Origin of the sequence: Segatella maculosa OT 289, assembly GCF_000243015.1 — a bacterium.
Taxonomy (GTDB): domain Bacteria; phylum Bacteroidota; class Bacteroidia; order Bacteroidales; family Bacteroidaceae; genus Prevotella; species Prevotella maculosa.
In genome coordinates this window covers 484839-510883 of the sequence record NZ_JH594501.1, presented here as the reverse complement: position 1 = coordinate 510883, position 26045 = coordinate 484839, and the positions used below count along the sequence as shown (strand labels likewise).

Annotated in this window: 21 protein-coding genes, 1 rRNA gene and 1 pseudogene; 18 read left to right on the top strand and 5 right to left on the bottom strand. The window is 49.8% G+C overall.

Annotation, left to right across the window (positions count from 1 at the left end):
- Window positions 1–211: 211 nt before the first annotated feature.
- Window positions 212–1743: ribosomal RNA gene (locus tag HMPREF9944_RS04145) — 16S ribosomal RNA — on the bottom strand.
- A 623-nt stretch (window positions 1744–2366) separates the two neighbouring features.
- Between HMPREF9944_RS04145 and HMPREF9944_RS04140 the strand changes: the two genes are divergently transcribed.
- The 3 genes from HMPREF9944_RS04140 to HMPREF9944_RS12935 all read left to right on the top strand — a co-directional run bounded on the left by HMPREF9944_RS04140 (window position 2367) and on the right by HMPREF9944_RS12935 (window position 4528).
- Window positions 2367–3101, top strand: coding sequence for a Bax inhibitor-1/YccA family protein (locus HMPREF9944_RS04140; protein WP_008564644.1), 735 nt, complete (start codon window positions 2367–2369; stop codon window positions 3099–3101).
- A 25-nt stretch (window positions 3102–3126) separates the two neighbouring features.
- A complete protein-coding gene (locus tag HMPREF9944_RS04135) occupies window positions 3127–3768 on the top strand; it encodes a DUF4923 family protein (protein ID WP_008564643.1) in 642 nt (213 codons plus the stop codon).
- A 595-nt stretch (window positions 3769–4363) separates the two neighbouring features.
- Window positions 4364–4528: a hypothetical protein gene (locus HMPREF9944_RS12935; protein ID WP_155814603.1), complete on the top strand. Its 165-nt coding sequence runs from the start codon at window positions 4364–4366 to the stop codon at window positions 4526–4528.
- Here HMPREF9944_RS12935 and HMPREF9944_RS04130 read toward each other — a convergent pair.
- From HMPREF9944_RS04130 to HMPREF9944_RS04120, 3 genes are all read right to left on the bottom strand, one after another.
- Window positions 4504–4953, bottom strand: coding sequence for a copper resistance protein NlpE N-terminal domain-containing protein (locus HMPREF9944_RS04130; protein WP_008564640.1), 450 nt, complete (start codon window positions 4951–4953; stop codon window positions 4504–4506). The genes HMPREF9944_RS12935 and HMPREF9944_RS04130 overlap by 25 nt on opposite strands.
- Before the next feature lie 181 nt (window positions 4954–5134).
- On the bottom strand, window positions 5135–6346 hold the full coding sequence (locus HMPREF9944_RS04125; RefSeq protein ID WP_008564639.1) for an SGNH/GDSL hydrolase family protein: 1212 nt from the start codon (window positions 6344–6346) through the stop codon (window positions 5135–5137).
- A gap of 70 nt (window positions 6347–6416) precedes the next feature.
- Window positions 6417–7733 (bottom strand): UDP-N-acetylmuramoyl-tripeptide--D-alanyl-D-alanine ligase, encoded by a 1317-nt coding sequence (locus HMPREF9944_RS04120; RefSeq protein ID WP_044113319.1) that lies wholly within the window; start codon window positions 7731–7733, stop codon window positions 6417–6419.
- A 193-nt stretch (window positions 7734–7926) separates the two neighbouring features.
- Between HMPREF9944_RS04120 and folP the strand changes: the two genes are divergently transcribed.
- The 7 genes from folP (at window position 7927) to HMPREF9944_RS04085 (ending at window position 17346) form a co-directional block, all read left to right on the top strand.
- Window positions 7927–8814 carry a dihydropteroate synthase gene (folP, locus tag HMPREF9944_RS04115; RefSeq protein ID WP_008564635.1) on the top strand — a complete coding sequence of 296 codons (888 nt, stop codon included), beginning with the start codon at window positions 7927–7929 and terminating at the stop codon, window positions 8812–8814.
- 24 nt (window positions 8815–8838) lie between these two features.
- Window positions 8839–9615, top strand: coding sequence for a diadenylate cyclase CdaA (gene cdaA, locus HMPREF9944_RS04110; protein ID WP_008564634.1), 777 nt, complete (start codon window positions 8839–8841; stop codon window positions 9613–9615).
- A gap of 124 nt (window positions 9616–9739) precedes the next feature.
- A complete protein-coding gene (gene pta, locus HMPREF9944_RS04105; protein WP_008564632.1) occupies window positions 9740–10762 on the top strand; it encodes a phosphate acetyltransferase in 1023 nt (340 codons plus the stop codon).
- Between the two features lie 40 nt (window positions 10763–10802).
- Window positions 10803–12008 (top strand): acetate kinase, encoded by a 1206-nt coding sequence (locus HMPREF9944_RS04100; protein WP_008564631.1) that lies wholly within the window; start codon window positions 10803–10805, stop codon window positions 12006–12008.
- A gap of 124 nt (window positions 12009–12132) precedes the next feature.
- On the top strand, window positions 12133–13173 hold the full coding sequence (locus HMPREF9944_RS04095; RefSeq protein ID WP_008564630.1) for a sugar kinase: 1041 nt from the start codon (window positions 12133–12135) through the stop codon (window positions 13171–13173).
- A gap of 55 nt (window positions 13174–13228) precedes the next feature.
- A complete protein-coding gene (locus tag HMPREF9944_RS04090; RefSeq protein WP_008564629.1) occupies window positions 13229–15172 on the top strand; it encodes an LTA synthase family protein in 1944 nt (647 codons plus the stop codon).
- A gap of 230 nt (window positions 15173–15402) precedes the next feature.
- Entirely contained in the window at window positions 15403–17346 is a 1944-nt protein-coding gene (locus HMPREF9944_RS04085; protein ID WP_044113318.1) for a sialate O-acetylesterase, read from the top strand.
- A gap of 406 nt (window positions 17347–17752) precedes the next feature.
- Here HMPREF9944_RS04085 and HMPREF9944_RS04080 read toward each other — a convergent pair whose 3' ends face one another.
- Complete coding sequence (locus tag HMPREF9944_RS04080; protein WP_008564627.1) at window positions 17753–19015, bottom strand: Nramp family divalent metal transporter; 1263 nt, start codon at window positions 19013–19015, stop codon at window positions 17753–17755.
- A 566-nt stretch (window positions 19016–19581) separates the two neighbouring features.
- On the opposite strand from HMPREF9944_RS04080, the gene HMPREF9944_RS04075 reads away from it, so the two are divergent.
- The 8 genes and pseudogenes from HMPREF9944_RS04075 to HMPREF9944_RS04045 all read left to right on the top strand — a co-directional run bounded on the left by HMPREF9944_RS04075 (window position 19582) and on the right by HMPREF9944_RS04045 (window position 25952).
- Window positions 19582–20055 carry an arginine repressor gene (locus tag HMPREF9944_RS04075; RefSeq protein WP_008564625.1) on the top strand — a complete coding sequence of 158 codons (474 nt, stop codon included), beginning with the start codon at window positions 19582–19584 and terminating at the stop codon, window positions 20053–20055.
- A gap of 316 nt (window positions 20056–20371) precedes the next feature.
- Window positions 20372–20938: pseudogene (locus tag HMPREF9944_RS13305) on the top strand (DUF559 domain-containing protein); the annotation flags it as partial.
- Between the two features lie 66 nt (window positions 20939–21004).
- On the top strand, window positions 21005–21361 hold the full coding sequence (locus HMPREF9944_RS13300) for an endonuclease domain-containing protein (protein ID WP_406674623.1): 357 nt from the start codon (window positions 21005–21007) through the stop codon (window positions 21359–21361).
- Window positions 21348–22628: an argininosuccinate synthase gene (locus HMPREF9944_RS04065; RefSeq protein ID WP_008564623.1), complete on the top strand. Its 1281-nt coding sequence runs from the start codon at window positions 21348–21350 to the stop codon at window positions 22626–22628. The genes HMPREF9944_RS13300 and HMPREF9944_RS04065 overlap by 14 nt, the downstream gene beginning before the upstream one ends.
- A gap of 172 nt (window positions 22629–22800) precedes the next feature.
- On the top strand, window positions 22801–23025 hold the full coding sequence (locus tag HMPREF9944_RS04060) for a PspC domain-containing protein (RefSeq protein WP_008564622.1): 225 nt from the start codon (window positions 22801–22803) through the stop codon (window positions 23023–23025).
- On the top strand, window positions 23022–24023 hold the full coding sequence (gene argC, locus HMPREF9944_RS04055; protein ID WP_008564620.1) for an N-acetyl-gamma-glutamyl-phosphate reductase: 1002 nt from the start codon (window positions 23022–23024) through the stop codon (window positions 24021–24023). The genes HMPREF9944_RS04060 and argC overlap by 4 nt, the downstream gene beginning before the upstream one ends.
- Window positions 24024–25166: an aspartate aminotransferase family protein gene (locus tag HMPREF9944_RS04050; protein ID WP_008564619.1), complete on the top strand. Its 1143-nt coding sequence runs from the start codon at window positions 24024–24026 to the stop codon at window positions 25164–25166. It abuts the gene before it with no gap.
- A gap of 9 nt (window positions 25167–25175) precedes the next feature.
- Complete coding sequence (locus tag HMPREF9944_RS04045; RefSeq protein ID WP_008564618.1) at window positions 25176–25952, top strand: pyrroline-5-carboxylate reductase family protein; 777 nt, start codon at window positions 25176–25178, stop codon at window positions 25950–25952.
- Window positions 25953–26045: the final 93 nt, after the last annotated feature.

Below are 26045 nucleotides of genomic sequence, written 5' to 3'. Positions count from 1 at the left end.
ATAATTAATAATTAACAATCAATAATCATCATGCTCACGAATCCCGGTTGGTTGCTGTCCAAGACCTGGGCTTGGGGAGCCCGGCTTCCTTTTTCTCTATAATACAAAACAGGTCCGTGAGTACAAGAAGACGGTGGAAGGACGAACGCTTAAGGAATGCTCTGACCTTTACAAATGCCGAACATACGGCAGAATGGAATATCGTCTCCAGAAAGGAGGTGTTCCAGCCGCACCTTCCGGTACGGCTACCTTGTTACGACTTAGCCCCAATCACCGGTTTTGCCTTAGGCCGACCCTCGCGGTAACGGACTTCAGGCACCCCCGGCTTTCATGGCTTGACGGGCGGTGTGTACAAGGCCCGGGAACGTATTCACCGCGCCATGGCTGATGCGCGATTACTAGCGAATCCGGCTTCGCGGGGTCGGGTTGCAGACCCCGGTCCGAACTGGGACCGGCTTTCAGGATTGGACCGCATTTGCATGCGGCCGACTCGCTGTACCGGCCATTGTAACACGTGTGTAGCCCCGGACGTAAGGGCCGTGCTGATTTGACGTCGTCCCCACCTTCCTCACACCTTACGGTGGCAGTCTCCACGGAGTGCCCGGCATTACCCGATGGCAACCGAGAATAGGGGTTGCGCTCGTTATGGCACTTAAGCCGACACCTCACGGCACGAGCTGACGACAACCATGCAGCACCTTCACAGACGCCCCGAAGGGCCTCTTCATCTCTGAATCGTTCGTCTGCAATTCAAGCCCGGGTAAGGTTCCTCGCGTATCATCGAATTAAACCACATGTTCCTCCGCTTGTGCGGGCCCCCGTCAATTCCTTTGAGTTTCACCGTTGCCGGCGTACTCCCCAGGTGGGATGCTTAATGCTTTCGCTTGGTCACCAGACTGATACAGCCTGACAACGGGCATCCATCGTTTACCGTGCGGACTACCAGGGTATCTAATCCTGTTCGATACCCGCACTTTCGAGCTTCAGCGTCAGTCGTGCTCCCGCAAGCTGCCTTCGCAATCGGGGTTCTTCGTCATATCTAAGCATTTCACCGCTACACGACGAATTCCGCCTGCGTTGTGCACACTCAAGTGGACCAGTTCGCGCTGCAAGTCAGACGTTGAGCGTCTACATTTCACAACACGCTTAATCCACGGCCTACGCTCCCTTTAAACCCAATAAATCCGGATAACGCCCGGACCTTCCGTATTACCGCGGCTGCTGGCACGGAATTAGCCGGTCCTTATTCATGCGGTACCTGCAATGAAGGACACGTCCCTCACTTTATCCCCGCATAAAAGCAGTTTACAACCCATAGGGCCGTCATCCTGCACGCTACTTGGCTGGTTCAGGCTCGCGCCCATTGACCAATATTCCTCACTGCTGCCTCCCGTAGGAGTTTGGACCGTGTCTCAGTTCCAATGTGGGGGACCTTCCTCTCAGAACCCCTACTGATCGTTGCCTTGGTGGGCCGTTACCCCGCCAACAAGCTAATCAGACGCATCCCCATCCCTCACCGATGAAATCTTTCGTCGTCATCAGATGACTTCCGACGACTGCATAAGGTATTAGTCCGACTTTCGACGGGTTATCCCTTGGTCAGAGGCAGGTTGGATACGCGTTACTCACCCGTGCGCCGGTCGACACCTAAGAGAGCAAGCTCTCTCATCGTTTCCCCTCGACTTGCATGTGTTAAGCCTGTAGCTAGCGTTCATCCTGAGCCAGGATCAAACTCTCCATTGTAAAATAGAAATCATAAGGTAAATAGCCAAAGAATAAAAAGCACGAATACTCCTACTCTACCAATCTACCTCAAGTTAATCTGTCCAGAACGAATTCCTTCATTAAGTATCGAAGTCTAAAGCAAAACCTCTCCAAAATAATTGAACGGCTCGTTTCTTCTACCCAAGGTACGCACCCAAAAAGGCACGCACCTCGCTTCTTGTACTACTTCTCTGTTTATCTTAATCCTATCAAAGAACGCTATTTCATCTCGCCTCCGAACAACATCAGGCTCGGAAAGCGAATGCAAAAGTAATACAATTATCAATTACAACCAAATCTTTTTAAAGAAAAGTTTAAATGATAGGATTATTTTCTTGAAATTGTGATTAAAAAGAAAGGAATTAGATGCTTACACCTTATTATATATAAGCATACCAAGGCGAACAAAATAAGTTTAGGCATGAATATCGGCAACCGGGAAATAGGCTAAAGAATATTAAAGAGCTGCCGAAAAATGGCATTGTATTTGTTCATAGCACAGGAAAAGCGTATTTTTGCAGACAAAGACGGTGAGGAACCGACCGCAATACAACCGGAACAGCAATTATAAATCATAGAGATTATCATCAAAAAATAAGTATATGGATTATAAAGAATTTGAAGAGAGCGTTAAAGAGCAGGAATACGGCACCAGAGAGTTTGCCCTTTCAGAGGCCTTTCCTGCCTTGATGCGCAAGGTTTACCTATGGATGACCTTTGCTTTGGCTATCAGTGGCATCGTCGCTTACGGTGTTGCTACGTCGCCAAACCTGTTATATTTGATTTACAGCAACAAGCTTGTGTTCTGGGGAATCCTCATTGCCGAGTTGGTATTGGTATGGAAAATCAGCGGAAGCCTGTGGAAAGAGAATCGCTCTTTGGCTGCCACGACTGCGATGTTTACCGTTTTCTCCGCGCTAAACGGAGCCACTTTGTCATACATTTTCGTGATTTTTGCACCGACAGCCATCATCAAAACGTTCTTCATCACAGCCGGAACATTTGCCGCAACTGCCGCATATGGCTACTTCACCAAGAAGAACCTTGCCGGCTTGGGCAGCTTCTTATTCATGGCACTCTTCGGACTTATCATCGCCTTGGCAGTCAACATGTTCCTCAAGAGCGCGATGTTCGACCTCATCATCAGCCTTGTCGGCGTGGCACTTTTCGTCGGACTGACCGCTTGGGACAGCCAAAACATCAAGCGACAATTAGCCATGGCGCCCGACATGAGTGAGGCTTCGCAGAAGATTGCCCTGTGCGGAGCGCTCGATTTATACCTCGATTTCATCAACATGTTTATCTATCTGTTGAGACTTTTGGGCCGAAACAATTAACTCAGAAACTTATTCCACAACACAAATGAACAGAAAAAGCATCTTGGCCGCAGGCGTGTCGGCCATGACAATGGTATTGATTGGCTGCGGTATCACGGTCAACAACAACAGTAACACTGGAACCGATATCTTGGGCGACGTGCTTAACAGCATGAACACCAAGTCCATCGGCAACGCTTTGGGCAGTGTGCTCGGCATTGACAAGCCCACAGAGCGCGAACTCATCGGGGCATGGCACTACAATGGCCCCGGTGTGGCCTTCACCAGCAGTAACACGCTGGCAAAAGCAGGCGGAGAAGTGGCGGCAAGTCAGGCAAAAGTAAAGTTGGAAGAGGCTTATCGAAGCGTCGGTTTCAACCGAAACAACACCCAACTCACCTTTAACAGCGACAAAACCTTCAGTGGAAAAATCGCCGGAACCAGCCTTATGGGGACGTGGAGTTACGACAATAGCAACCAGAAAATCACCCTGAAGACCTTGCTATTCACCATTCCTGTCTATGCAAAACGCACCACTTCGGGCATGAGTTTCCTGTTGGAATCCAAGAAGTTGCTGTCGGTTCTCCAGACCGTTTCGGCCCTCAGCGGCAACAGCACCTTGCAAACCGTTGGCGAACTGAGTAGGAACTACGACGGAATACGCATGGGATTCGAGATGAGAAGATAAGGAAAAAATAATCAAAAATCTTAATCGTCGGTGCCGATGAAGCCTTGTTCGGTTGAAAACCTCAATGGCTTCATCGGTTTTTTTATTATTCTTGCTTTCCAGTCTCAGCTATTTTACGGCGTAAAATGGCTGATATTAGCGTGCAATATGGCTGATATTGCGCGGTAAAACGGCTGAAGTAAAAAGACAACCCGTAAGAAGTTGTCCGTCAACAGCTTTCGAATAATTTTGAGAAGTGAATGCAGACGCACGATTGTTTGAGTGGACGCACGAGCCGTGCGTCCCTACATAGCTTGCACACAGCTAAACTTATAGCAATCAAAAAGACCATGAATGAAGCCGTGCGTCCCCTATATAGCTTGCGTTCTCCGCTTGTTTTCGCATGAAAAGCGCTATAAACATGTAGGGACGCACGGTTCGTGCGTCCACTCAAGTAAAGCTTCTATTGTGTAGTTTTGATTCACCTGACAAACGTTCAAAGCCCTCTCGCTTGCCCTCATCATTTATCGGGTATCGTTTCCTTTGTGCACTTTGTCTGCAATTCACGGCCAATTTCGCTGTATTTTATCATTCGTTACACCGCAAAAATTGCTTATTGACATTCCAAGTCAAGGCTTTCGACCGGCAACCCTGCGAGAAAAAGGAAACAAAAAAGGTTCGCCGGTGGAACAAACTGCCGGCGAACCCGATGTCATATCGTCCGAATGCCTTTGTGAAAGCAGGCGGAAACGATGCTTACTTCTTCAACTTCAAGTCGTAGCTGAGCTTGCTTGCTGCCTCTTCAAACTGGTCGTTGACCATGCGGAGCACAGAATCGTTGACAACCTTGAAGTAGGTTGTGTCCTTGCCGAGCGCAAACTTGTAAACTGTTACGTCCTTGCCAGCAACCTTCTTGGTGGCAACAACCTTCTTGCCGTTGTAGTTTTCTACAGGAGCCTTGTCCTTCAAGTATTTGATTTGAAGTGAAAAGCCATCGGTAGAGTCGTTGGCCAGCTTGAGGGTGTAGATAGAACCGGTGTCTGCTCCGGGGATTTCACCTTCGTAAACTGCAGAGTCTTGCATTGCAGTATCGTTAGCAGCAGAGTCTGTACCGGCTGCGTTTGCAGCGGTCTTACCGTTGTTATGACAAGCTACCATAGCTGCACTGGCAGCAAACAATACGATAAAATTTCTAAGCTTTTTCATAAATGTAATAATTAATAATTAAAACTGGGTGCAAATATATGGATTATCAACGAAAACATCACAGCGTTTTGCAATAAAAAACGTTAACAAAGCCTTTTGTCATGCACCATTCATCATACCTCATGCACCATGAATGCGGATAAGCATTGCGCAAATAGGCCTCGATAACCATCATCATGTATTACAAACTGTGTGCTATGACCTCTGCGGCATACGTTCCCATGGCGCGATAGCCCTCGGGGTTGGGGTGAAGCCAGTCGCTCTGCCATTGCTTTTGCAGTCGGGCTGGGTCGGAAGGGTCGCGCAACAGTTCGTCGAAATCAAGGATACCGTCAACCTTTCCGCGCTGCGCTCTGATCCATTGATTGACGGTTTGGCGGGCCGCCTCATGGAAAATAGAATAATATCCGGCCCCTTTGAACGGCGTTATCGTGCCAAGAAAGACGCGCAGATTGCGCTCCTTGGCCTTGCGTATCATCTCTTCATAGGCGCGAATGAGGTCGTTTGCGACTGCTTCACTGCCGCCATTGCCAGCTGCTCCTATATCATTTACGCCCTCAAAAACAATGACTGTGTGCACGCCCCGCTGTGAAAGTATGTCGCGATCGAAGCGTTGTCGGGCCATGAAACCAAAGCCTCCGGTCATCGTAACACGGTTGTTTCCGATGCCAAGATTAAGGATTCCGCAGTCGGTGACGCCGTGTTTCTTCTGCAAAGTCTCCGAAAGCACGTCGGGCCAGCGGTTGTTTGCGTTGTCGGTTGCGTTCTTTCCGTCGGTGATGGAGTTGCCAATGATGGCTATACTCTTGGCCGTCATGTCGTAAACATCGATAGACGCGATATTGAACCAATGGTTTTCACGGAACGACGGGGCGAAGCTTGTTGCGGCATTCGTCACGCCTCGCATGATATAACTGGTGGTTCTCGATCCCATGTGCACGGTAGGTTGTGCCGGAGCCTTGGTGTAATTGATGGTGATGGCGAGCTTTTCAAGCGGCTGAAGGTCGAAAGGTAGCGCGTCACTGAACAGGGCTTTGCCGGCCGGAATGACTGCCTTATGACTGCCACCGAACTTCAAATACTTTGCCGAATGGGGAACAATGGCAAAGCTATCGGTTGCGTGGGCAATGTAAACCGAACGAATAACGACAGGCTCCGTGGAGAGTTCGTTGCTCAATTCCAAGCGAATCAGCTTGCCACCGATGGAGACTTTCACGATTTGACGCACCGAACGGTCGCTCATGTTGTTATCATAAGGCATGAAACTCTTGACAACCGGCTGCTGAGCTGTGGCCCATGTGCCCACCCAATGATTGCCTGTCACGATCCGTGACAGCTGTGCTTGTGCCGCAATCGAGGCCAAACACAAGAATAATCCTAAAAATCTTTTCATCCTTCTACCTTGGTTTTATTTCCTTGCAATGTTCATTCCCGGTCCAATTCCGGGCTACAGACAACGCTTGTCAGAGCAATTCGGGCAACTCGAACAGGCGAATGCCATTGCTTCCTTTTATCAATATGTAGTAATCCTTGGGACAATGCGCTGCGAGTTCGGCCTTCACTTCGTCTACATTCTTGAACTTTCGGAAAGTGGTTTCGGTCTTTCCGAACTCCTCTCCTACGAGCCATACCGTTTCAAAGCCGTCAGCCTTGAGCTTGTCCACAACCTTTTGGTGTTCCTTTTCCGACACTTCGCCGAGCTCACGCATGTCACCCAGAATAGCCATCTTGCGCGTTGCCTGTATCAACTTGAAGTTTTCTATGGCCGCAACCATGCTCGACGGGTTAGCATTATAGGCGTCAACGATGAGCTTGTTCTTGGCCGTTACCTCCAATTGACTGCGGTTGTTAGACGGAATATAGCTTTCGAGGGCATGGTTGATTTGCTCTGGCGTCACGCCGAAATGTAGCCCTATGGTGATGGCTGCCAGCATATTGTCAATGTTATAGGCCCCAATCAGGTGGGTTCCTACCTCATATGTACGCATTTTCGAGGCCGTTGTGGCAAGGTTTCTCCATGAGAATTTCAAGAAAGGAGCGCAACTCACGACCTCACCCTGCACGTCGGCATCGGCCGACTGACCGTAGGTTACGATGCGGTCCATCTCACGTTGGCGTGCCATTTCCACAAGGTCGGGGTTGCTTTCGTTGAGAAAGAGCAGGCCATCGTGGGCCTTCAGATAGTCATAAAGCTCGCCCTTAGTCTTCTTTACACCTTCAAAACTACCGAAACCTTGCAGGTGTGCGCAGCCCACATTCGTGATCATACCACACGTAGGCTCCACATAAGTGACCAGTTTCTCGATGTCTCCGGAGTGACTGGCACCCATTTCAACGACGGCAATCTCATGTGTTTCGTCCAAACGGAACAGTGTTTTGGGCACACCGACATCGTTATTGAAGTTCCCTTCGGTGTGCATCACCTTGTAACGCTCGGCAAGAACGGTCGAAAGAAGCTCCTTGGTGGTTGTCTTTCCATTGGTTCCTGTGATGCCAATCACGGGGATATGGAAGCGACGACGGTGCATTCTGGCTAATTCTTTGAATGTGACAAGGCAATTATCAACCAAAATCAGACGGTCGTTATCGGCCTCATCAAACTCCTTTTCATCGATGATGGCATAGACACAACCCTTTTCCAAGGCTGCCTTGGCAAACCTGTTACCGTTGAACGAAGCCCCTTTTAGGGCCAAAAAGATGCTGCCTTCGGGGCAGTTGCGGCTATCGGTAGTGATGCAAGGGTGCTTCCGGTAGAGGCGATAAAGTTCGTTTATATCCATAGCTTTGCGAATATTGTAGTGCAAAGTTACGCTTTTTTCTTTGACGACAAGTAGGTGTTCGGAATTAAAATAACGCATAAGACGAAAGAAACTGTACGTAAGCGCGTGTACTTATTATATATAATGTTAACGATTTGCGGTTAGACAGCGATTTAATTTGGAGGATAAAGCAAAATATGATAACTTTGTGGGTATGAAACCAATAGACTATACAATCAATATCCGCGGTCATCTGATTGACTTGAGTAGCCCAAAAGTCATGGGAATCCTGAACTGCACGCCCGACAGTTTCTATGCCGGAAGCCGCAAACAGACCGAGTATGAGATAGCCGAACGGGCCAACCAAATTATCAGCGAGGGTGGAACAATGATTGATGTGGGTGCATTTTCCACACGTCCGGGGGCCAAGGAAGTGAGCGAAGAAGAGGAAACAGAACGCCTGAAAAAGGCATTACAACTTGTCAGACGCGAGCAACCCGATGCCATTGTCTCCGTAGATACTTATCGACCTGCCGTGGCTCGCCGGTGTATTGATGAGTGGGGAGCCGACATCATCAATGATGTCAGCGAGGGAGGCATCACAGGTATTGTCAATACCCCTATTCATGAAAGCGGTAGTATGTTCGATGTTGTGGGCGAATTAAAGGTGCCTTACATTCTGATGTCGGTGAAATCGTGTCTCCACGACATGATGATAGCCTTCGCAGAAGAGGTGCAACAGTTGCGTGATCGTGGCGTGAAAGACATCATACTTGACCCGGGTTTCGGCTTCGGAAAGACGCTTGAGCAAAACTATGAGATATATAATGGTATGGAACAATTGGCCGCTTTGCGTCTTCCTTTGCTTGTAGGTGTTTCGCGAAAGAGCATGATTTTCAAGCTCATTGGAGGCGATTCAATGACCGCATTGAACGGAACAACGGTGCTCCATACGGCCGCTTTGCTCAAAGGTGCCGGCATTCTGCGTGTCCACGACGTGCGCGAAGCGGTGGAAGCCGTACAGATTGTCTCGGCCATTCAATCGGCCTCGTCTTTTGAAAAGCCTGAAACTGCAGTTCAAAATTCCTCATTTCACATTTAACACTCAACATTTCAAACTCTGCCTATGCCTTTCGACTTCGGATTAAAAGATGCCATCGACATTGTTCTGGTTGCACTTATCCTCTACTACCTTTATAAACTGATGAAAGAAAGCCGTTCGCTGAACATCTTCATCGGCGTGATGGTGTTCGTATTGGTATGGCTTTTCGTGAGTCAGGTGCTCGAAATGCGGCTCTTGGGGGCTATTCTTGATAAGTTGGTCGGCGTGGGTGCCATCGCTCTGATCGTGCTTTTTCAAGAAGAGATACGTCGTTTTCTCTACTCGCTCGGTGCGCATCAGCGCATCAAACAGCTCAGCAGCTTCCTCGGTTCGCGTCGCAATGAGAAGAACCTTGAGGCAACCCGCCGGCTAATCATGCCTATTGTGATGGCCTGTATGAATATGTCGAAGGGCAAAGTTGGCGCATTGATCGTCATTGAACGCGGTGCTCCGTTAGACGATATCGTTGATACCGGCGACCTCATCAACGCCAATATCAACCAGCGTCTCATTGAAAACATCTTCTTTAAGAACTCACCTTTGCACGATGGAGCCATGATAATCGCTCACAAGCGCATCAAGGCTGCGGGCTGTATTCTGCCGGTTAGCCACAATCTCGACATACCCAAGGAACTCGGTTTGCGTCATCGTGCAGCCATGGGCATCAGCCAAGACAGCGATGCAATAGCCATTGTGGTAAGCGAAGAGACCGGACGTATCAGCGTAGCCATGAAAGGTCAGTTCCATCTTCGGCTCTCGGCGGAAGAACTTGAGCGTATTCTGACAAGTGAAATCGATTGAGTTTTATACTTTTTTAGCCTCTGCAGCCTCGCTATTTCAATGATTTTTGCTACTTTTGCAAAGCAGAAATTACAATCTTGTGGTTGAAATGAACTTAAAACATTTATTGACATTATAACAAACTATGGATTTATTACAACAAATAGTTGCTCGTGCGAAGGCAGATAAGCAGCGCATTGTGCTCCCGGAAGCAGAAGAGGAACGCACGCTGAAGGCTGCCGACAGGGTGTTGGCTGACGACATTGCCGACATTATCTTGATTGGTAATCCCGGCCACATCAAAGAGCTGGCCGCACAATGGAGGCTTCATCACATCGGAAAAGCAACCATTATCGACCCCGAAAACAACCCTAAAAGTGAAGTTTATGCAGCCAAACTTGCTGAGCTTCGCAAGAAGAAAGGCATGACAATTGAGCAAGCTCGCGAACTGGTTACCAAGAATAACCTTTACTTGGGCTGTATGATTATCAAGACAGAAGAGGCAGATGGCCAGATTAGTGGGGCCTTAAGTACCACCGGAGATACGCTTCGTCCTGCGTTACAAATCATCAAATGTGCACCGGGAATAACTTGTGTGAGTGGTGGTTTGCTGTTGATTACCAAGCAAAAGGAATATGGTGAGAATGGTGTTGTGGTCATCGGAGACGTCGCAGTGACCCCCGTTCCCGACGCAGCTCAGCTCGCTCAGATTGCCGTTTGCACCGCAGAGACGGCCAAAAGCGTTGCCGGTTTTACGGAACCTCGTGTGGCTATGCTGAGCTTTTCGACCAAGGGTAGTGCGTCACATGAGGTAGTTGGCAAGGTAGTCGAGGCCACTAAGCTGGCACGTGAACTTGACCCTGAACTGAAAATTGACGGAGAATTGCAGGCCGATGCAGCCCTTGTGCCTGACATTGCGACGAAGAAAGCACCGCAAAGTGACATCGCCGGTAAGGCAAACGTGCTTATTGTGCCCAACCTTGAAGTAGGAAACATCGGCTATAAACTCGTGCAACGCCTCGGTAATGCTATCGCCATCGGTCCGATTCTCCAAGGTATTGCCCGCCCGGTCAACGACCTCAGCCGCGGTTGTTCCATAGATGACATTTATTATATGGTTGCCATTACGGCCTGTCAAGCGCAAGACGCTAAAGCGAATGAGCAATGAGAAGTGAGGAATTCAATATTAAACATTCAACAATATTACTATGAAAGTTCTCGTTTTGAACTGTGGAAGCAGTTCCATCAAGTATAAGTTATACAACATGGACAATGAGGCTGTATTGGCACAAGGCGGCGTAGAGCGCATCGGTTTGGACAATGCATTCATCAAAGTCAAGCTGACCAATGGAGAGAAAAAGCAGATTATGGCCGACTTGCCCACCCATAAAGAGGGCGTAAGTCTGGTGTTCAAGTGCCTGCTCGACCCTGAATTCGGTGCCATTAAAGACTTGAAAGAGATTGATGCCGTGGGACATCGCATCGTACAAGGAGGAGATAAATATAATAAGAGCGTCATTGTTGACAAGCAGGTTGAGCAGGATATTGAGGAGCTTTGTGACCTTGCACCCGTTCATAATGCTGGCCATCTGAAGGGAATCCGCGCTGTTGACGCACTGATGCCTACCACTCCGCAGGTCTGTGTCTTTGATAATGCGTTCCATAGTACCATGCCCGACTATGCCTATCTCTATGCCATTCCCTACGAACTTTACGAGAAATACCACATTCGTCGCTATGGATTCCACGGCACAAGCCACCGTTATGTGTCGCAACGCGTGTGCGAAATCCTCGGTCTCGACGTCAATAACTCGCGCATTATCACCTGTCATATAGGCAATGGTGCCAGTGTTGCCGCCGTATTGAACGGTAAAGTGATTGACACTTCCATGGGTCTTACCCCACTTGCCGGCCTGATGATGGGTAGCCGATGCGGTGATATTGACGCCTCAGCTGTTACATATTTGATGGATAAATTGGGCAAGAAGCCACAGGAAATGGCCGACTATCTCAACAAACAAAGCGGTGTTCTCGGCATTACCGGCATCTCTAGCGACATGCGCGACGTGGAGAATGCGGCACAAGAAGGCAACAAACGTGCTAAACTCGCACTGGAAATGTATGATTATCGCATCAAGAAATACATTGGAGCTTACGCTGCTGCACTCGGTGGAGTAGACGCTATTGTCTTCACAGCCGGCGTAGGTGAGAACCAAACGGGCACACGTGAGCAAGCTTGTGCAGGCCTTGAATTCCTTGGAATCAAGATAGATAAGGCCAAGAATGCGACCATTCACGGCGAAGAAGCCATTATTTCTACGCCCGACAGCAAGGTGAAAGTCGTTGTTGTTCCCACTGATGAGGAAATTGTTATCGCTCGCGATACAAAAGAATTGGTGGAGAAAGCGAAGTAAACCGACAAAAATGGTAGGGAAACGTATGCCGAGGTCTTCTCCAACTTCAGGGGAAGACTTCGACTTTTAAACCAACATCATTCTCTGATACCCTAACGATGGACCGTTCAAACAAAAAACATCGATGAAGAAAAAGATTGTAACTTTCGGAGAAATCCTCTTTCGGTTGTCGAAAGAAAACCAAGCCCGGCTGACGCAAGGCCGTGCTTTCAACGGCGATTTTGGAGGATCTGAGGCTAATGTTGCCGTGTCATTGGCCACTTTAGGCGACCAAGTGGAATACGTTACCCGTGTTCCCAACAATGCAATGGGGCATGCCGCACTGATGCATCTGCGTGAATTCGGCCTCGATGTCAGCCATGTCGTGTGGGGAGGAGACCGCCTTGGCAGCTATTTCTTCGAGACTGCAGCAGCCATGCGCAATGCAATGGTGGTGTATGATCGAGAGAACAGTTCTTTCTATACATTGAAACACGGTGACATTCTGTGGGAACCTGTCTTCCAAGACGCTGCGCTTTTCCATTGCTCGGGCATTACTTGTGCAATGAGTAAAGACGCACTTAACACCACATTCGACGCCTTAGAGCTGGCTAAAAGTATGGGCGTTGAAATCACTTGTGACATCAATTACCGTCACAATCTCTGGCATTATCCGGGCGCAGATGCCCCGAAAACGCTCCGAAAACTCATGGAATACAGTTCCTTTATCTTTGGCGATCAGAACGAATGGGAGGTGGGAAGTGGTTTGAAACAGATTCCCTTTGAGGCCAAGGATGCCACTTATGAAATCAATGATGCCGCATATCTCGACTATTTTCGGCAACTCCGACAGCAGTTTCCACGCTGTAAACGCATGCTGATAGCCCTCCGTAACCAACTCACTTCAACGCATCATACACTCACCGGCATTCTTTTTGCCGAGGGAAAGCTTTATAAAACGCGCATCTATGACATCAATCCTGTCATCGATCCCATGGGTTGTGGCGACGCTTTCGTGGCCGCTTTTATCCACGCTCGCATGAAATGGGCTGACGATCAGCACTGTCTCGACTTTGCCTTGTCGGCTTCGGCACTCAAAAACACGATTATCGGCGACCAAAATCTTGTCAGTGAGGCCGAAATCATCGCTAACATGCAAGGCAAGGGAGGGCGCATAGAACGTTGACTCACTCTGTCAAGAGACGCTATAAATACCAATATACTACACAATATCGCAAAAAATGGCTGAGAAACTATCAAAACTACTCCTCCATGCCCTAATAACAATGGTCATTTTATGGGTCGTTCGTCTTGTTTTCATTGTCAAATACGTTCCCTTCGACCTGCTCACAGTCAACCGACAGGCCCTACCTTTGGCCGCTTACAATGTCTTTCGCTTCGACTTTCAGGTGGCTTCTTACCTCCTGATTCTGCCCACTTTATTGGTTTTTGCTGTGCTGTTATGGCGTAACCAAGGCTTCGAACGTTTCCTGAGACGCTTTTCCGTTTGGTATTTCGTGGTACTCGATATTCTCATTCTCATCATTTCCATCATCGATCTCGGCTTTTATGCCAACTTCAATTCGCATATCAACCTCACAATCTTCGACTTTTTCAACGAAGGACCCATCGGTCTTTTGCAAACCATTTGGGAAGAATACCACTGTATGCTTTATCTCTTCCTGCTTTGCTTGGCTGCTATCGTCTTGAAAATCCTATCGGAAAGGGTCGAGAGGTTGCATATTTCTCATGCCGTGATGCCCAAACCATGGAGCATTGCCGTGCTCATCAGTTATCTTACATTGCTTACTTTCGGACTCCGCGGCTCGTTTTCCCGCTTCCCGTTGCAGATAGAAGACACCTTTGTTTCAGACAATAAACTCATCAACGACATGGTGCCCAACGGGCTCTATATGCTGAAAACGGCCTGCAAAGAAAAGAAAAACGCTTTTAAAATCGAAATTCCGGACGCCTTGTTGGCCCGCTATCACTTCACCGACATACAGCAGGCACTCGACATCTATACTGACAAACGCGTGCAGTTGCAGGCAAACGACACGCTGAAAGCACTGCGCGAGGCCCTCTTTGCCAAGGCCCCCGACACGCTTACTCACCCGCTTCCAAACGTTGTCATTATCTATAGCGAAAGCTGGAGCAACTATCTCATCAACTTGGACGACGCAAAAGGCTCGCTATTATTGGGTATGCAGCGACACTTTAAGGAGGACTTGTTGTTCCGAAACTTCCAATCCGTGCAGAACGGCACCGTCGCTTCCATCGAAAACCTGACGGTCTCGACACCCTATCCGCGTTTCTTTGCATCGGCATTCAGGCTGCGCCTCCTTCCCACTTCCATTGCCTTGCCTTTCAATGCAAGCGGCTATACGACGGAATTCCTGTCGGGAATGGACACGGCATGGGAGAATTGCGCCGAGGCTTTGCGCCATCAGGGCTTCCAAACCATCTACGACAAGTTCAGCATCTTAAAGGATTATCCGCATGCCGAGGCCAACAGTGTGGGCGTCTTCGATGAATATCTGCTCACTGCTATCCTTGACAGGCTCAACAAAAAGGCTGCAAAGCCAAGACTGATGATAGCGATGACCACTACAAATCACCCACCCTTTGAATACCCCAAGAGCCTTTCTCTATCGCCACTGCCAAGCCGTTTCTACACAAATCCATGCTTTGCGGAGAAGGATTCGGCTGTGCTGAACAAATACATCACGGGCTTTAGATATTATAATAAGGTGTTGAGTGCATTCCTCGACAGCTTCAAAGCCTCTCCCGCAGCACGGAACACAATCCTTATTGTCACGGGCGATCACAACGTCCGCTCCATTCTTGACCCCTCATTCATTGGAAAACGCTGGACACATTCCGTGCCGCTTTACGTCTATCTTCCCCCTTCACTTCGCCATCCTGACTACCGCCGAATGACGAATCGGTGGGGATGCCACGACGATATCCTTGCAACCGTAGCCCCATTTGCCCTGCATCACACGCATTACATGAAGCTTGGCAATAACCTTTTCGACCGTAATTTGCCCGATTCCTGCTTCTATAGCTACAATGTCGAGCAGCTTTTGGCCGACAAAAACGGCTATAAAACGGCCGAAAAGCGGCTCGCTGCTCGTAATCTCTTGCGCGAAATCTATTTCAATCTGTGCTTCCGAAAGCCATAAGACACTGTATTGATATACGTGTATTGCGCGTTTTAAGAGTCGAGGGACAGTTGGCGTACAACGAAAATTGACTGGGAAAACGGTGATATATGCAACGAAACCGGACGTTGTCCTCATGCGACCGGGCGCATTATGATGTTACAAATGCAAAATTATATGCTACATCTGCTCTTGGTATTTTTAAATATAAATCCTATCTTTGCAAAATAAATATCTAATTATCATTAAACATGAAACGAAAAACATTTTTTTTGAAGCGCATTTTAGCTTGCGCATTGTTGTTAACCTCTACTATTGCCACGCATGCTGCGGTGGATCCGAATTTTTATATCTTCCTTTGTCTCGGCCAATCCAATATGGAAGGCAATGCGAAAATCGAGCCACAGGACCTCGTGGGCATTGACAATCGCTTCCAAATGATGGCAGCCGTCGACAATAACAGACTGGGACGGAAGAAGGGAGAGTGGTATACTGCGGTGCCACCGCTGTGTCGTGAGAACACAGGATTGACGCCTGTAGACTACTTCGGCCGCACAATGGTGGAGCATTTGCCCAAGAATATCCGCGTAGGTGTCATCAATGTAGCCGTCAGCGGCTGTCATATTGAGACCTTCATGCACGAATATGTAGACGACTATGTCAAGACCCGAGCACCGCAATGGATGAAGAATATGCTCAAAGCTTATAATGACAAGCCCTATGATCGGCTGGTGGAAATAGCCCGAAAAGCCCAAGAAGCCGGTGTTATCAAGGGCATATTGCTACATCAAGGCGAGTCGAATACGGGCGATGAGACATGGCCCGAGAAGGTGGATTCCGTGTATAACCGACTCCTTACCGACCTTCATCTGAAGGCAAACGACGTACCTTTGCTCGCCGGAGAGGTGGTCCGGGCCGATGGCCGCGGCAAATGTATCTCCATGAATTCCATCATTGACGCCCTACCGGAGACCATTCACACGGCTCATGTCATTTCTTCCGAAGGTTGCACCAGCGGACCTGACGACATACATTTCGATGCTGAGGGCTACAGAGAGCTTGGACGGCGTTATGCTTACAAGATGCTTTCACTGTTGGGTTACTCGGTCTTCAAGCCCGTTGCCATCCCTTCCGACGCCGTAGTGGCCTCAACAGTCATTCCGAACAATGAATTTCCGAAGCTTGATGCAGCGCGTCGGGGTTACTTCCGCCTGTATGCTCCGTCGGCAAAAAGCGTGAAAGTGGACATCTGCGGCAAGAAATACGATATGAAACGCGATGAAAAAGGCTTTTGGACCGGCGTTACCAAGCCGCTTGTCGTTGGCTTTCACTATTACTTCTTCTGGGTGGATGGCGCGCAAGTGACCGACCCTGCGAGCGAAACTTTCTTCGGTTACGGTCGTCAAGCGAGCGGTATTGAGGTGCCCGAAGGCCCGGAAGGCGACTATTACCGGCCACAACTGGACGTAGCCAAGGGGCAGGTTCGCTCGCTGCAATACTATTCCTCATCGGCAAACGCATGGCGTAGGGCCTTGGTTTACACGCCTGCTGCGTATGAAAATGACCGAAAACGCTACCCCGTTCTCTATCTTCAACACGGCATGGGTGAGGACGAAACGGGTTGGAGTCGGCAGGGATTGATGCAGAATATCATGGATAATCTCATCGCAAAAGGCGAGGCTGTGCCGATGATTGTGGTCATGGAGAGTGGCGATGTGAAGGCTCCTTTCCGCGGAGGCAGCAACGATGCAGGCCGTAGCACATACGGAGCATCGTTCTATAACGTGCTTTTGAACGACCTTATCCCGACAATTGACCGGACTTTCCGCACCAAATCCGACCGTGATCACCGTGCCATGGCGGGCCTTTCTTGGGGTGGTCACCAGACTTTCGACGTCGTTTTCACCCATCTCGACAAGTTTTCTTATGCCGGAGCTTTCAGCGGTGCCATCTTCGGATTGGACATTAACAAGACTTATAACGGCATTTTTACCCGGCCGAATGAGGTGAATAGCAAACTCCATTACCTCTTTTTGGGTTGCGGAACAGCCGAGGACATGGGTACGGCAAAGCTTGTTGACGACCTTAGAAAGGCCGGTGTGAAGGTAGACAGCTTCGTTTCAGAAGGCACAGCGCACGAATGGCTGACTTGGAGACGCTGTTTGAAGGTGTTCGCAACAAAACTTTTCAAATAAGAACAGCCCACCCTCGCCCGTTTCCAAGAGAAAGAAGAACAAACAAGATCATGGTTTTACCAAAGAAATACAGCATTTCATATTAAGCAGATTTGAAACTGTGATGAATACAACCATACTTAAGTAATTTATTTATAGGCTATTCTTCTCTTCCTTTGGGAGGGGTTAGAGATAGGTCTCTGGAGGTTGAGGATTGACTTTTCTCTTCTTCCCCCTCCCGCTCACTGCCGCGGACTGCTTTATCAGCTTTTCAAGTGGCGATTTCCTATTAGACAAAGGTGGGAAAGTAGGCATTTCCGTTGATGAGACAGGCAAGAACGCACAGTTCAATGCCTGTCTCAACGCGATTACTCCAGCAAAACGCCATGGAAAAACATGGAAAAGAGCGTACGAAACCCTCTTCCTTCTACTGGAAACTCTCTATGAGTAGCCAAATATTCAGCAAGGTGACAATGCCTGCGAGTGAATATAGGAAAGCAGCATTGGGCAAACTGTTGGCATATTTACCCATCACACGACGCGAGGAGGTGAGCCCCACTTGCAGAAACACCGTGAACGGCAACTGAACGGAGAGGAACATCTGCGAGATAATCAGTCCTTTGAACGGGTCGGCGATGAAGAATATCAGTAGTAAGGCTATGCCCAACGACAGCAAAATGCCCACAATAGAGTGCGTATCCTTGGCATTATACGACTCTCCGAAAAGGCCCGAGAAGATGCTTCCGGCCGCCATTCCACTCGTAATCGTGCTCGATATGCCGGCCAAAAGCAAGGCAATGGCAAAGATGTTGGCTGCGTTGTTGCCAAGAAGCGGCTGAAGCATGGCCTGCGCTTGGGCCAGTTCGTCGACGTGTTGCCCGTGGGCAAAGAACGTGGTTGCGGCCAATAAGATCATTGCAGAGTTGATAGCCCACCCCACAATCATTGAAAACAGCGTATCAAAAAACTCATATTTGAGCATATGACGAATGCGTTCGTCGCCCTTTAAGTGTATTTCCCGGCTCTGAACAATCTCTGAATGGAGGAACAGATTGTGGGGCATGACCACCGCACCCAGCACACTCATGATGATAAGCAACGAACCTTGGGGCACCGAAGGAACGAAAGCGCCTTGCAAAGCCTGCGGCCAATGAATGTCAACAAGGAAGAGTTCGTAGATAAACGACAGCCCGATCATCGACACAAACCCGATGATAGCACGTTCCATCTTGCGATAACTATTGGTGAAAAGCATGATAAGCGTGGCCACAGTCGTCAGTATCGCACCCGTAGGAATGCTGATTCCGAAGAGCATTTGCAGGGCTATGGCACCGCCAAGTATCTCGGCCAGCGAAGTGGATATGCTGGCTAAGATGGCACTTACAACGATTGGGCGGCCAATCCACTTGGGAGCGTATTTCACGGCAGCCTCACTCAGGCACAATCCCGTCACGATGCCCAAGTGGGCCACGTTGTGTTGCAGGGCAATGAGCATGATTGTGGAGAGCGTCACCACCCACAACAGCGCATAACCATATTCTGATCCGGCAGCAAAGTTACTGGCCCAGTTGCCCGGATCAATGAAACCCACTGTCACAAGCAGTCCCGGTCCGACGGATTTGAAGATATCCAAGGCCCCCAACACCCGTGGGTGGTCCTTTCGTTTGAGTTCTTTTAAAATATTCTTCATGCTTTTTCTTAACTATAATGAGGTAAACAGCTTACCTAAAAGCTTGTTTCCAGATTCCATATCCTATGTAAAAATAGTGCAAACCAGCGCAATGGAAACTCGTTTTCAATTGCCGAGTGCAGCCTATCTTATGCAAAGATAGTGCAAGCTGTTGACAAATGAAAAAGAAACGACAACAAATAGTAGGTATTTTTATGTGCAATATGACAGGAAGCGGGGAATGTAGGGACGCACGGTTCGTGCGTCCGCTCACATTTCGGTTGACAATTGACGACTGAACGGGCGAACAAGTTGTATGCTTTGCGGTATGTAGGGACGCACGGCCCGTGCGTCCGCTCAACCAACCGTGTGCATTCGTTTTCATTCACCTTGGGCGGACGCACGAACCGTGCGTCCCTACATTCACTCCCCAACCATATTGCGTGGTAAAATACATGCATGAATGGCATCATTATTATTCATTTATGAATCAAAAAAACGAATACTAATAAAAAATATGCAGTTTTATTTGGATTATATTGCATTAAATTGTATTTTTGCATCACTAATTGTATAAACATTCATACATGAAAACAAAGACAAGCAGGCTCGAAACGCTGAAGCTTCTCATCTCAAGCAACGAGCTCGGCAACCAAGAAGAGGTGCTGAAAGCACTAAGGAAAGAGGGCTTTAAGCTGACGCAAGCCACCTTGAGCCGCGACCTGAAGCAGCTGAAAGTGGCCAAAGCAGCCAGCATGAACGGGAAATACGTCTACGTGTTGCCCAACGAAACGATGTACAAGCGCATACATAAGCCGCTCTCGCCCGGAGAAATGATGCGTAATCCGGGCTTTATCTCCATCAATTTCTCGGGGAACATGGGAGTCATCAAGACGCGTCCGGGCTACGCCAGCAGCATTGCTTACGACATAGACAACTGCGATATACCCGAAATCTTGGGGACGATAGCCGGCGATGACACCATTTTTATTGTCATCAAAGAGGGCTTCAGCCACGAAGAAACGGCTGAAAGCCTGAACCGATTGCACCCCGGTTTTTAGTTCGCCGGCTACGGTTGGTTCCTTATACATAATAAGGTGTAATCAATTGTCGGTGCTCATCGTATAAAACACGAATGTTGTTGGCTTTCTCTATCTAAAAAGACGTAATCAACTGATAGCCAAATGGAACCGTAATCTGCATGAGACGGGCCTGCAATAAGACTGACTTTACACGGTAAAATGGCCCATATTGCGCGGTAAAATGGCTGAGATTACACGACAAAATGGCTGAGATTGCAAACCGGAACGGCCGATAGGACAAAACAACGTGACCCGCGGAGGCCGATGCCTCACGAAATATTGAAAGGAAAAAGAAATGGAAGAACTCAACGTCATGGTGGCCGACAGCAGTCATATCGACTATGTCGACACCATTCTGCAAACGATTTCCGACGCTGCAAAGGTCAGGGGAACGGGCATAGCCAAGCGTTCTCCGGAATATGTGGCCACGAAAATGCGCGAGGGAAAGGCCGTCATTGCCCTGCAAGGCAGGCGGTTTGCCGGTTTCAGTTACATCGAAACGTGGGGCAACAAGCACTATGTAACGACATCAGGATTGATTGTTCACCCTGACTTCCGCGGCCTCGGACTGGCCAAAAAGATAAAGGATCTCACGTTTACTTTAGCCAGAAAGCGATGGCCAAAGGCTAAGATTTTCTCGCTGACCAGCGGAGCTGCCGTGATGAAAATGAACACACAGCTGGGCTATAGGCCTGTAACATTCAAGGAGCTGACTGACGATGACGCCTTTTGGCGCGGCTGTGAGGGTTGCATCAACGTTGATGTGCTCCATCGAACCAACCGCCGTTACTGCATCTGTACGGCCATGTTGTTCGATCCGGAGGAGGAGGAAAAAGCCCACCCCCAACCCCTCCCAAGGGAGGGGAGCGCAACACACACAACAAAGATAGCACAATATAAGACCGCGGACAGTGGGACGTATGGTAAATTGAAAGAATTTGCATACGAGAACAGAAGAAATCCGACCGAAGCGGAGCATATCTTATGGGGCTATCTGAAAGGTATGCAACAAGGAGTGCGCTTCAGAAGACAACACATCATAGGACAATTCATTGCCGATTTGTCTTGTCCACGGTTGAAACTGATTATAGAAATCGACGGAGGTTACCATCAACTGCCTTCCCAGCAGGCCTCCGACAGGCAGCGCACTGCATGGCTTGAAGCACAAGGCTACACGATTATGAGGTTCACGAATGAAGAAATTATAGCCGATACCAAGCGCGTTTTGAATGAAATACAAAAGGAAATAGAACGATTAAAAATAATTGAATATGGGAGAACATAGCACAAAATCACCTTGTTTGGTTAAGGAGCAAGTCGCATCTCCCCTCCCTCGGGAGGGGAAGGGGGTGGGCCAACGCGTCGTTGTCGCCTTTTCAGGCGGGCTCGACACCTCATACACCGTGATGATACTCAGTCAGGAAGGCTGGGAAGTCTATGCCGCATGTGCCAACACGGGCGGTTTCAGCGACGAACAGCTCAAGACCAACGAAGCAAATGCCTACAAACTGGGGGCAAAGCACTATGTTACGCTCGACGTTACACAGGAGTATTATGAGAAAAGTCTCAAATATATGATCTTCGGAAACGTGATGCGCAACAACTGTTACCCCATTTCCGTCAGTTCGGAACGCATCTTTCAGGCCATTGCCATCGCTCGCTACGCCAACGAGATCGGTGCCGATGCCATCGCACATGGCAGCACTGGGGCGGGAAACGACCAGATACGCTTCGACATGACATTCCTTGTAATGGCGCCGAACGTGGAGATTATCACGCTGACCCGCGACAAAGCGTTGAGCAGAAAGGAAGAGGTTGACTATCTGAATGCGCATGGTTTCGCGGCCGACTTCGCCAAATTGAAATACAGTTACAACGTAGGCATCTGGGGAACCAGCATCTGTGGGGGCGAATTACTCGACCCAACGCAGGGCCTTCCCGAGGAGGCTTACCTGAAACATGTCACGAAGAAGGAAGAAAGTCTGCTAAAGATAACTTTCGAAAAGGGCGAAATCGTGGCCGTGAATGATGAGAAGTTCGACGACAAGATAGCTGCCATTCAACGGATAGAAGCCCTCGGTGGAGCCTATGCCATAGGGCGTGACTGCAACGTTGGCGATACAATCATCGGTATAAAAGGGCGCGTTGGCTTTGAAGCTGCAGCTCCCAAGCTCATCATCGAGGCCCATCGACTGTTGGAAAAGAGTACACTCAGCAAGTGGCAACAGTATTGGAAGGACCAAGTTGCCAACTGGTATGGCATGTTTTTGCATGAGAGTCAGTATCTCGAACCCGTCATGCCGGACATCGAAGCAATGCTCACCAGCAGCCAACGCAACGTGAACGGCACGGCAATCTTGCGGCTCCGGCCCTTCGGTTTCCAGACGGTAGGCATCGATAGTGCCGACGATTTGACGAAATCGAAGCTTGGAGAATACGGCGAAATGCAGCATGGTTGGACAGCAGAAGACGCAAAGGGGTTCATAAAAGTAAGCTCCACGCCACTGAGAGTGTACTATGGAATGCACCCCGAAGAGCTTTCCCGGCCCTAAGGAAAGCCTCCCTCGGCCCCTCCGAAGGAGGGGAGCGTGAGCTTGAGGCAAGGAGATGGGCCGACTAAACGGCGAAAGTCGTAGGCCTTCCTTGCAACTTTTCATCGCTTAAACGAGTCATATAAATAAAAAAGTGCAGCTAAAACGATGCATGATAAATGAACAATTGTGAATGAAACAAAGGATTATGGGAAACGGAAAAAGACTGGTGCGCTCGTCATCTGACAGATGGCTGGCCGGAATATTAGGCGGTATAGCCGATTATTTGGATTGGGACCCGGCATTGCTTCGCATTGCCTATTTACTGTTGACACTGTGTAGCGTAGGCTTTCCGGGCATCATCGCCTACATTATCCTGTGGATATGCATGCCACGGGACACAAACTACGACGTATGATCAGGGTTGGAATTCTCGGAGCGGCAGGATATACGGGTGGAGAACTCATTCGGCTGCTGCTCCATCACCCCGAAGCGGAGATTGTTTTTGCCAACAGCGAGAGCAATGCCGGCAATCTCGTGGCCGATGTTCACGAGGGATTGTATGGCGATACTGCCCTCCGGTTCACGTCAGAGATGCCTTTTGACGAGGTAGACGTGGTGTTCTTCTGCTTCGGACACGGCAAAAGCGAGGCCTTCATGCATGCACATGACATTCCGGAACGGGTGAAAATCATCGACTTGGCACAGGACTTTCGCCTGCTTCCTGCCAAGGTCGTGGCGACACAACGGCCCACCCCAGAGGCTCACGACTTTGTTTACGGGCTACCGGAACTCAACAAAGCGGCCATCGCAAAGGCGCACCATGTGGCCAATCCGGGCTGCTTTGCCACCTGTATTCAGTTGGGGTTGCTGCCTGCCGCAAGGCTGAAGCTCATCAAAGAAGACGTGGCCGTGAACGCCATCACGGGAAGTACAGGGGCAGGACAGAAGCCCGGGGCGACGACCCACTTCTCTTGGCGCAACAACAACATGAGCATCTACAAGGCATTTAACCACCAACACGTGCCCGAAATCAGGCAAAGCCTTGCGCAGGTGCAGGGTTCGTTGACGGCTTCCATCGACTTCATTCCCTATCGGGGCGATTTCACGCGCGGCATCTTTGCCACCGAGGTCATCAAGACAGACGCCGATGCCGACACAATCGTCGATGCCTACAAGGACTTCTATAAAAACGCCTGCTTCACGCACTACGTAGACTGCGCAATAGACTTGAAACAGGTGGTCAATACGAACAAATGTCTCGTCCATTGCGACAAGATAGGCAACAAACTACTCGTCACGTCGTGCATAGACAACCTGCTGAAAGGGGCCGTTGGACAGGCCGTCGAGAACATGAACCTTATGTTCGGCATGCAGGAAGACAAAGGATTGAAATTAAAAGCAACGGGATTTTAGATGAAACTATTCGATGTGTACCCTCTCTTCGATATAAACATCGTGAGGGGACAAGGAGTCAACGTGTGGGACGACAAAGGTCAGGCGTATCTCGACCTTTATGGCGGACACGCCGTCATCAGTATCGGGCACTGTCACCCGCATTATGTCGACCGAATGACCCGACAGCTGGGCGAACTTGGCTTTTACAGCAACTCCGTCGTCAACCGATTGCAAGTGGAACTGGCCGAAAGACTGGGGCGAATCAGCGGTTATGACGACTATCAATTGTTCCTCGTCAACAGCGGGGCCGAGGCCAACGAGAACGCTTTGAAGCTGGCTTCGTTCGCGAATGGGCGAAAACGCGTGCTCTCCGCAGCGAAAGCCTTTCACGGGCGCACGTCGTTGGCCGTGGAAGCAACCGACAATCCGAAGATTATTGCACCCATCAATGCCAATGGACACGTGACCTATCTGCCGCTCAACGACTTGCCGGCATGGGAGAAAGAGCTGGCCAAAGGCGACGTGTGCGCCTGCATCGTGGAGTGTATACAGGGTGTGGGCGGTCTCGACATGGCCACTCCGGCGTTTGCCCAAGGCCTGCAAGCGTCCTGCAAGCGGCACGGCACAGTGCTCATCTGCGACGAGATACAGTGCGGTTACGGTCGCAGCGGCCGGTTCTTCGCCCACCAATGGCTCGGCATCCGACCCGACCTGATCACCGTGGCCAAAGGCATCGGCAACGGGTTCCCGATGGGCGGCGTGTTGATTTCGCCCGACTTCAAGCCCGTTTACGGTCAGTTGGGAACCACTTTCGGCGGCAACCACTTGGCCTGCACAGCGGCATTGGCCGTGCTCGACGTGTTCGAGAACGAGGGTTTGGTGGAGAATGCGCACCTCGTGGGCGACTATTTGATGGACGAACTGCGCCAACTGCAACAGCGTACCCGCCACATTCGCGAACTGCGCGGGCGCGGATTGATGGTCGGTGTGGTGTTGGACATGCCGCACAAGGAGCTCCGCAACAAGCTCATTCACGAGCAATACTGCTTCACGGGCAGTGCCGGAACCGACATGCTGCGCCTGCTTCCGCCGCTGACCCTCTCGCGCGACAACACAGACAACTTCATCAAGCGACTTGAAACCGCTTTAAGCGAACTATAATATAAAGGTATGAAAATAGCAATCATCGGAGCCGGGGCCATGGGCGGAGCCTTTGCAGAGGGCCTGTTAAAAGGCAACCGGTTCAAATCTGCCGACATCACCGTGGCCAATCCACACGCCTCGAAGCTCGAACGCTTCGCCGAAATGGGCGCAAGCATCACCACCAACAACAAAGCCGCCGTGGGCGATGCCGACATTGTGGCCATCGTGGTGAAGCCGTGGTTGGTGGAACAGGTCGTCAACGACATCAAACCCGCGCTCAACCCTCGGCAAATCATCGTCAACATGGCGGCCTCCATCTCCTCGGAACAGCTCTTTGCGTGGCTGGAACAGGAAGACGGCAACGGTCCCGCGCTCTTTCAAGTGATTCCCAACATCGCCATTGCGGTCGGAAACAGCATGACTTTCATCGTGCCGTGCCGTGCCGACGCCGAGCAAGTGAGGCAGGTAAAGGAAGTGTTCGACGACGTGGGTCAGACTTACCTCACCGACGAGCAACACCTTCGGGCCGGAACGATGCTGGCAAGTTGCGGCATCGCCTACGCCATGCGCTATATCCGTGCAGCCACGGAGGGCGGAGTGGAACTGGGTTTCAAGGCCGACGTGGCCAAAGACATCGTGCTGCAAACCGTGAAAGGGGCGGTGGAACTGCTGCAAGCCAACGGTAACCACCCCGAAGCCGAAATCGACAAGGTGACGACGCCGGGCGGGCTGACCATACGTGGCCTCAACGAAATGGAGCATGCCGGCTTCACGAGTGCTGTGATACGCGGACTCAAAGTGTGAGGCGCCTCTCCAAACACCCACCCCAACCCCTCTCGAAAGGAGGGACGTGCCAACGACAGCAAACACTTAGAAATATAGGTGTTAAACACTCGC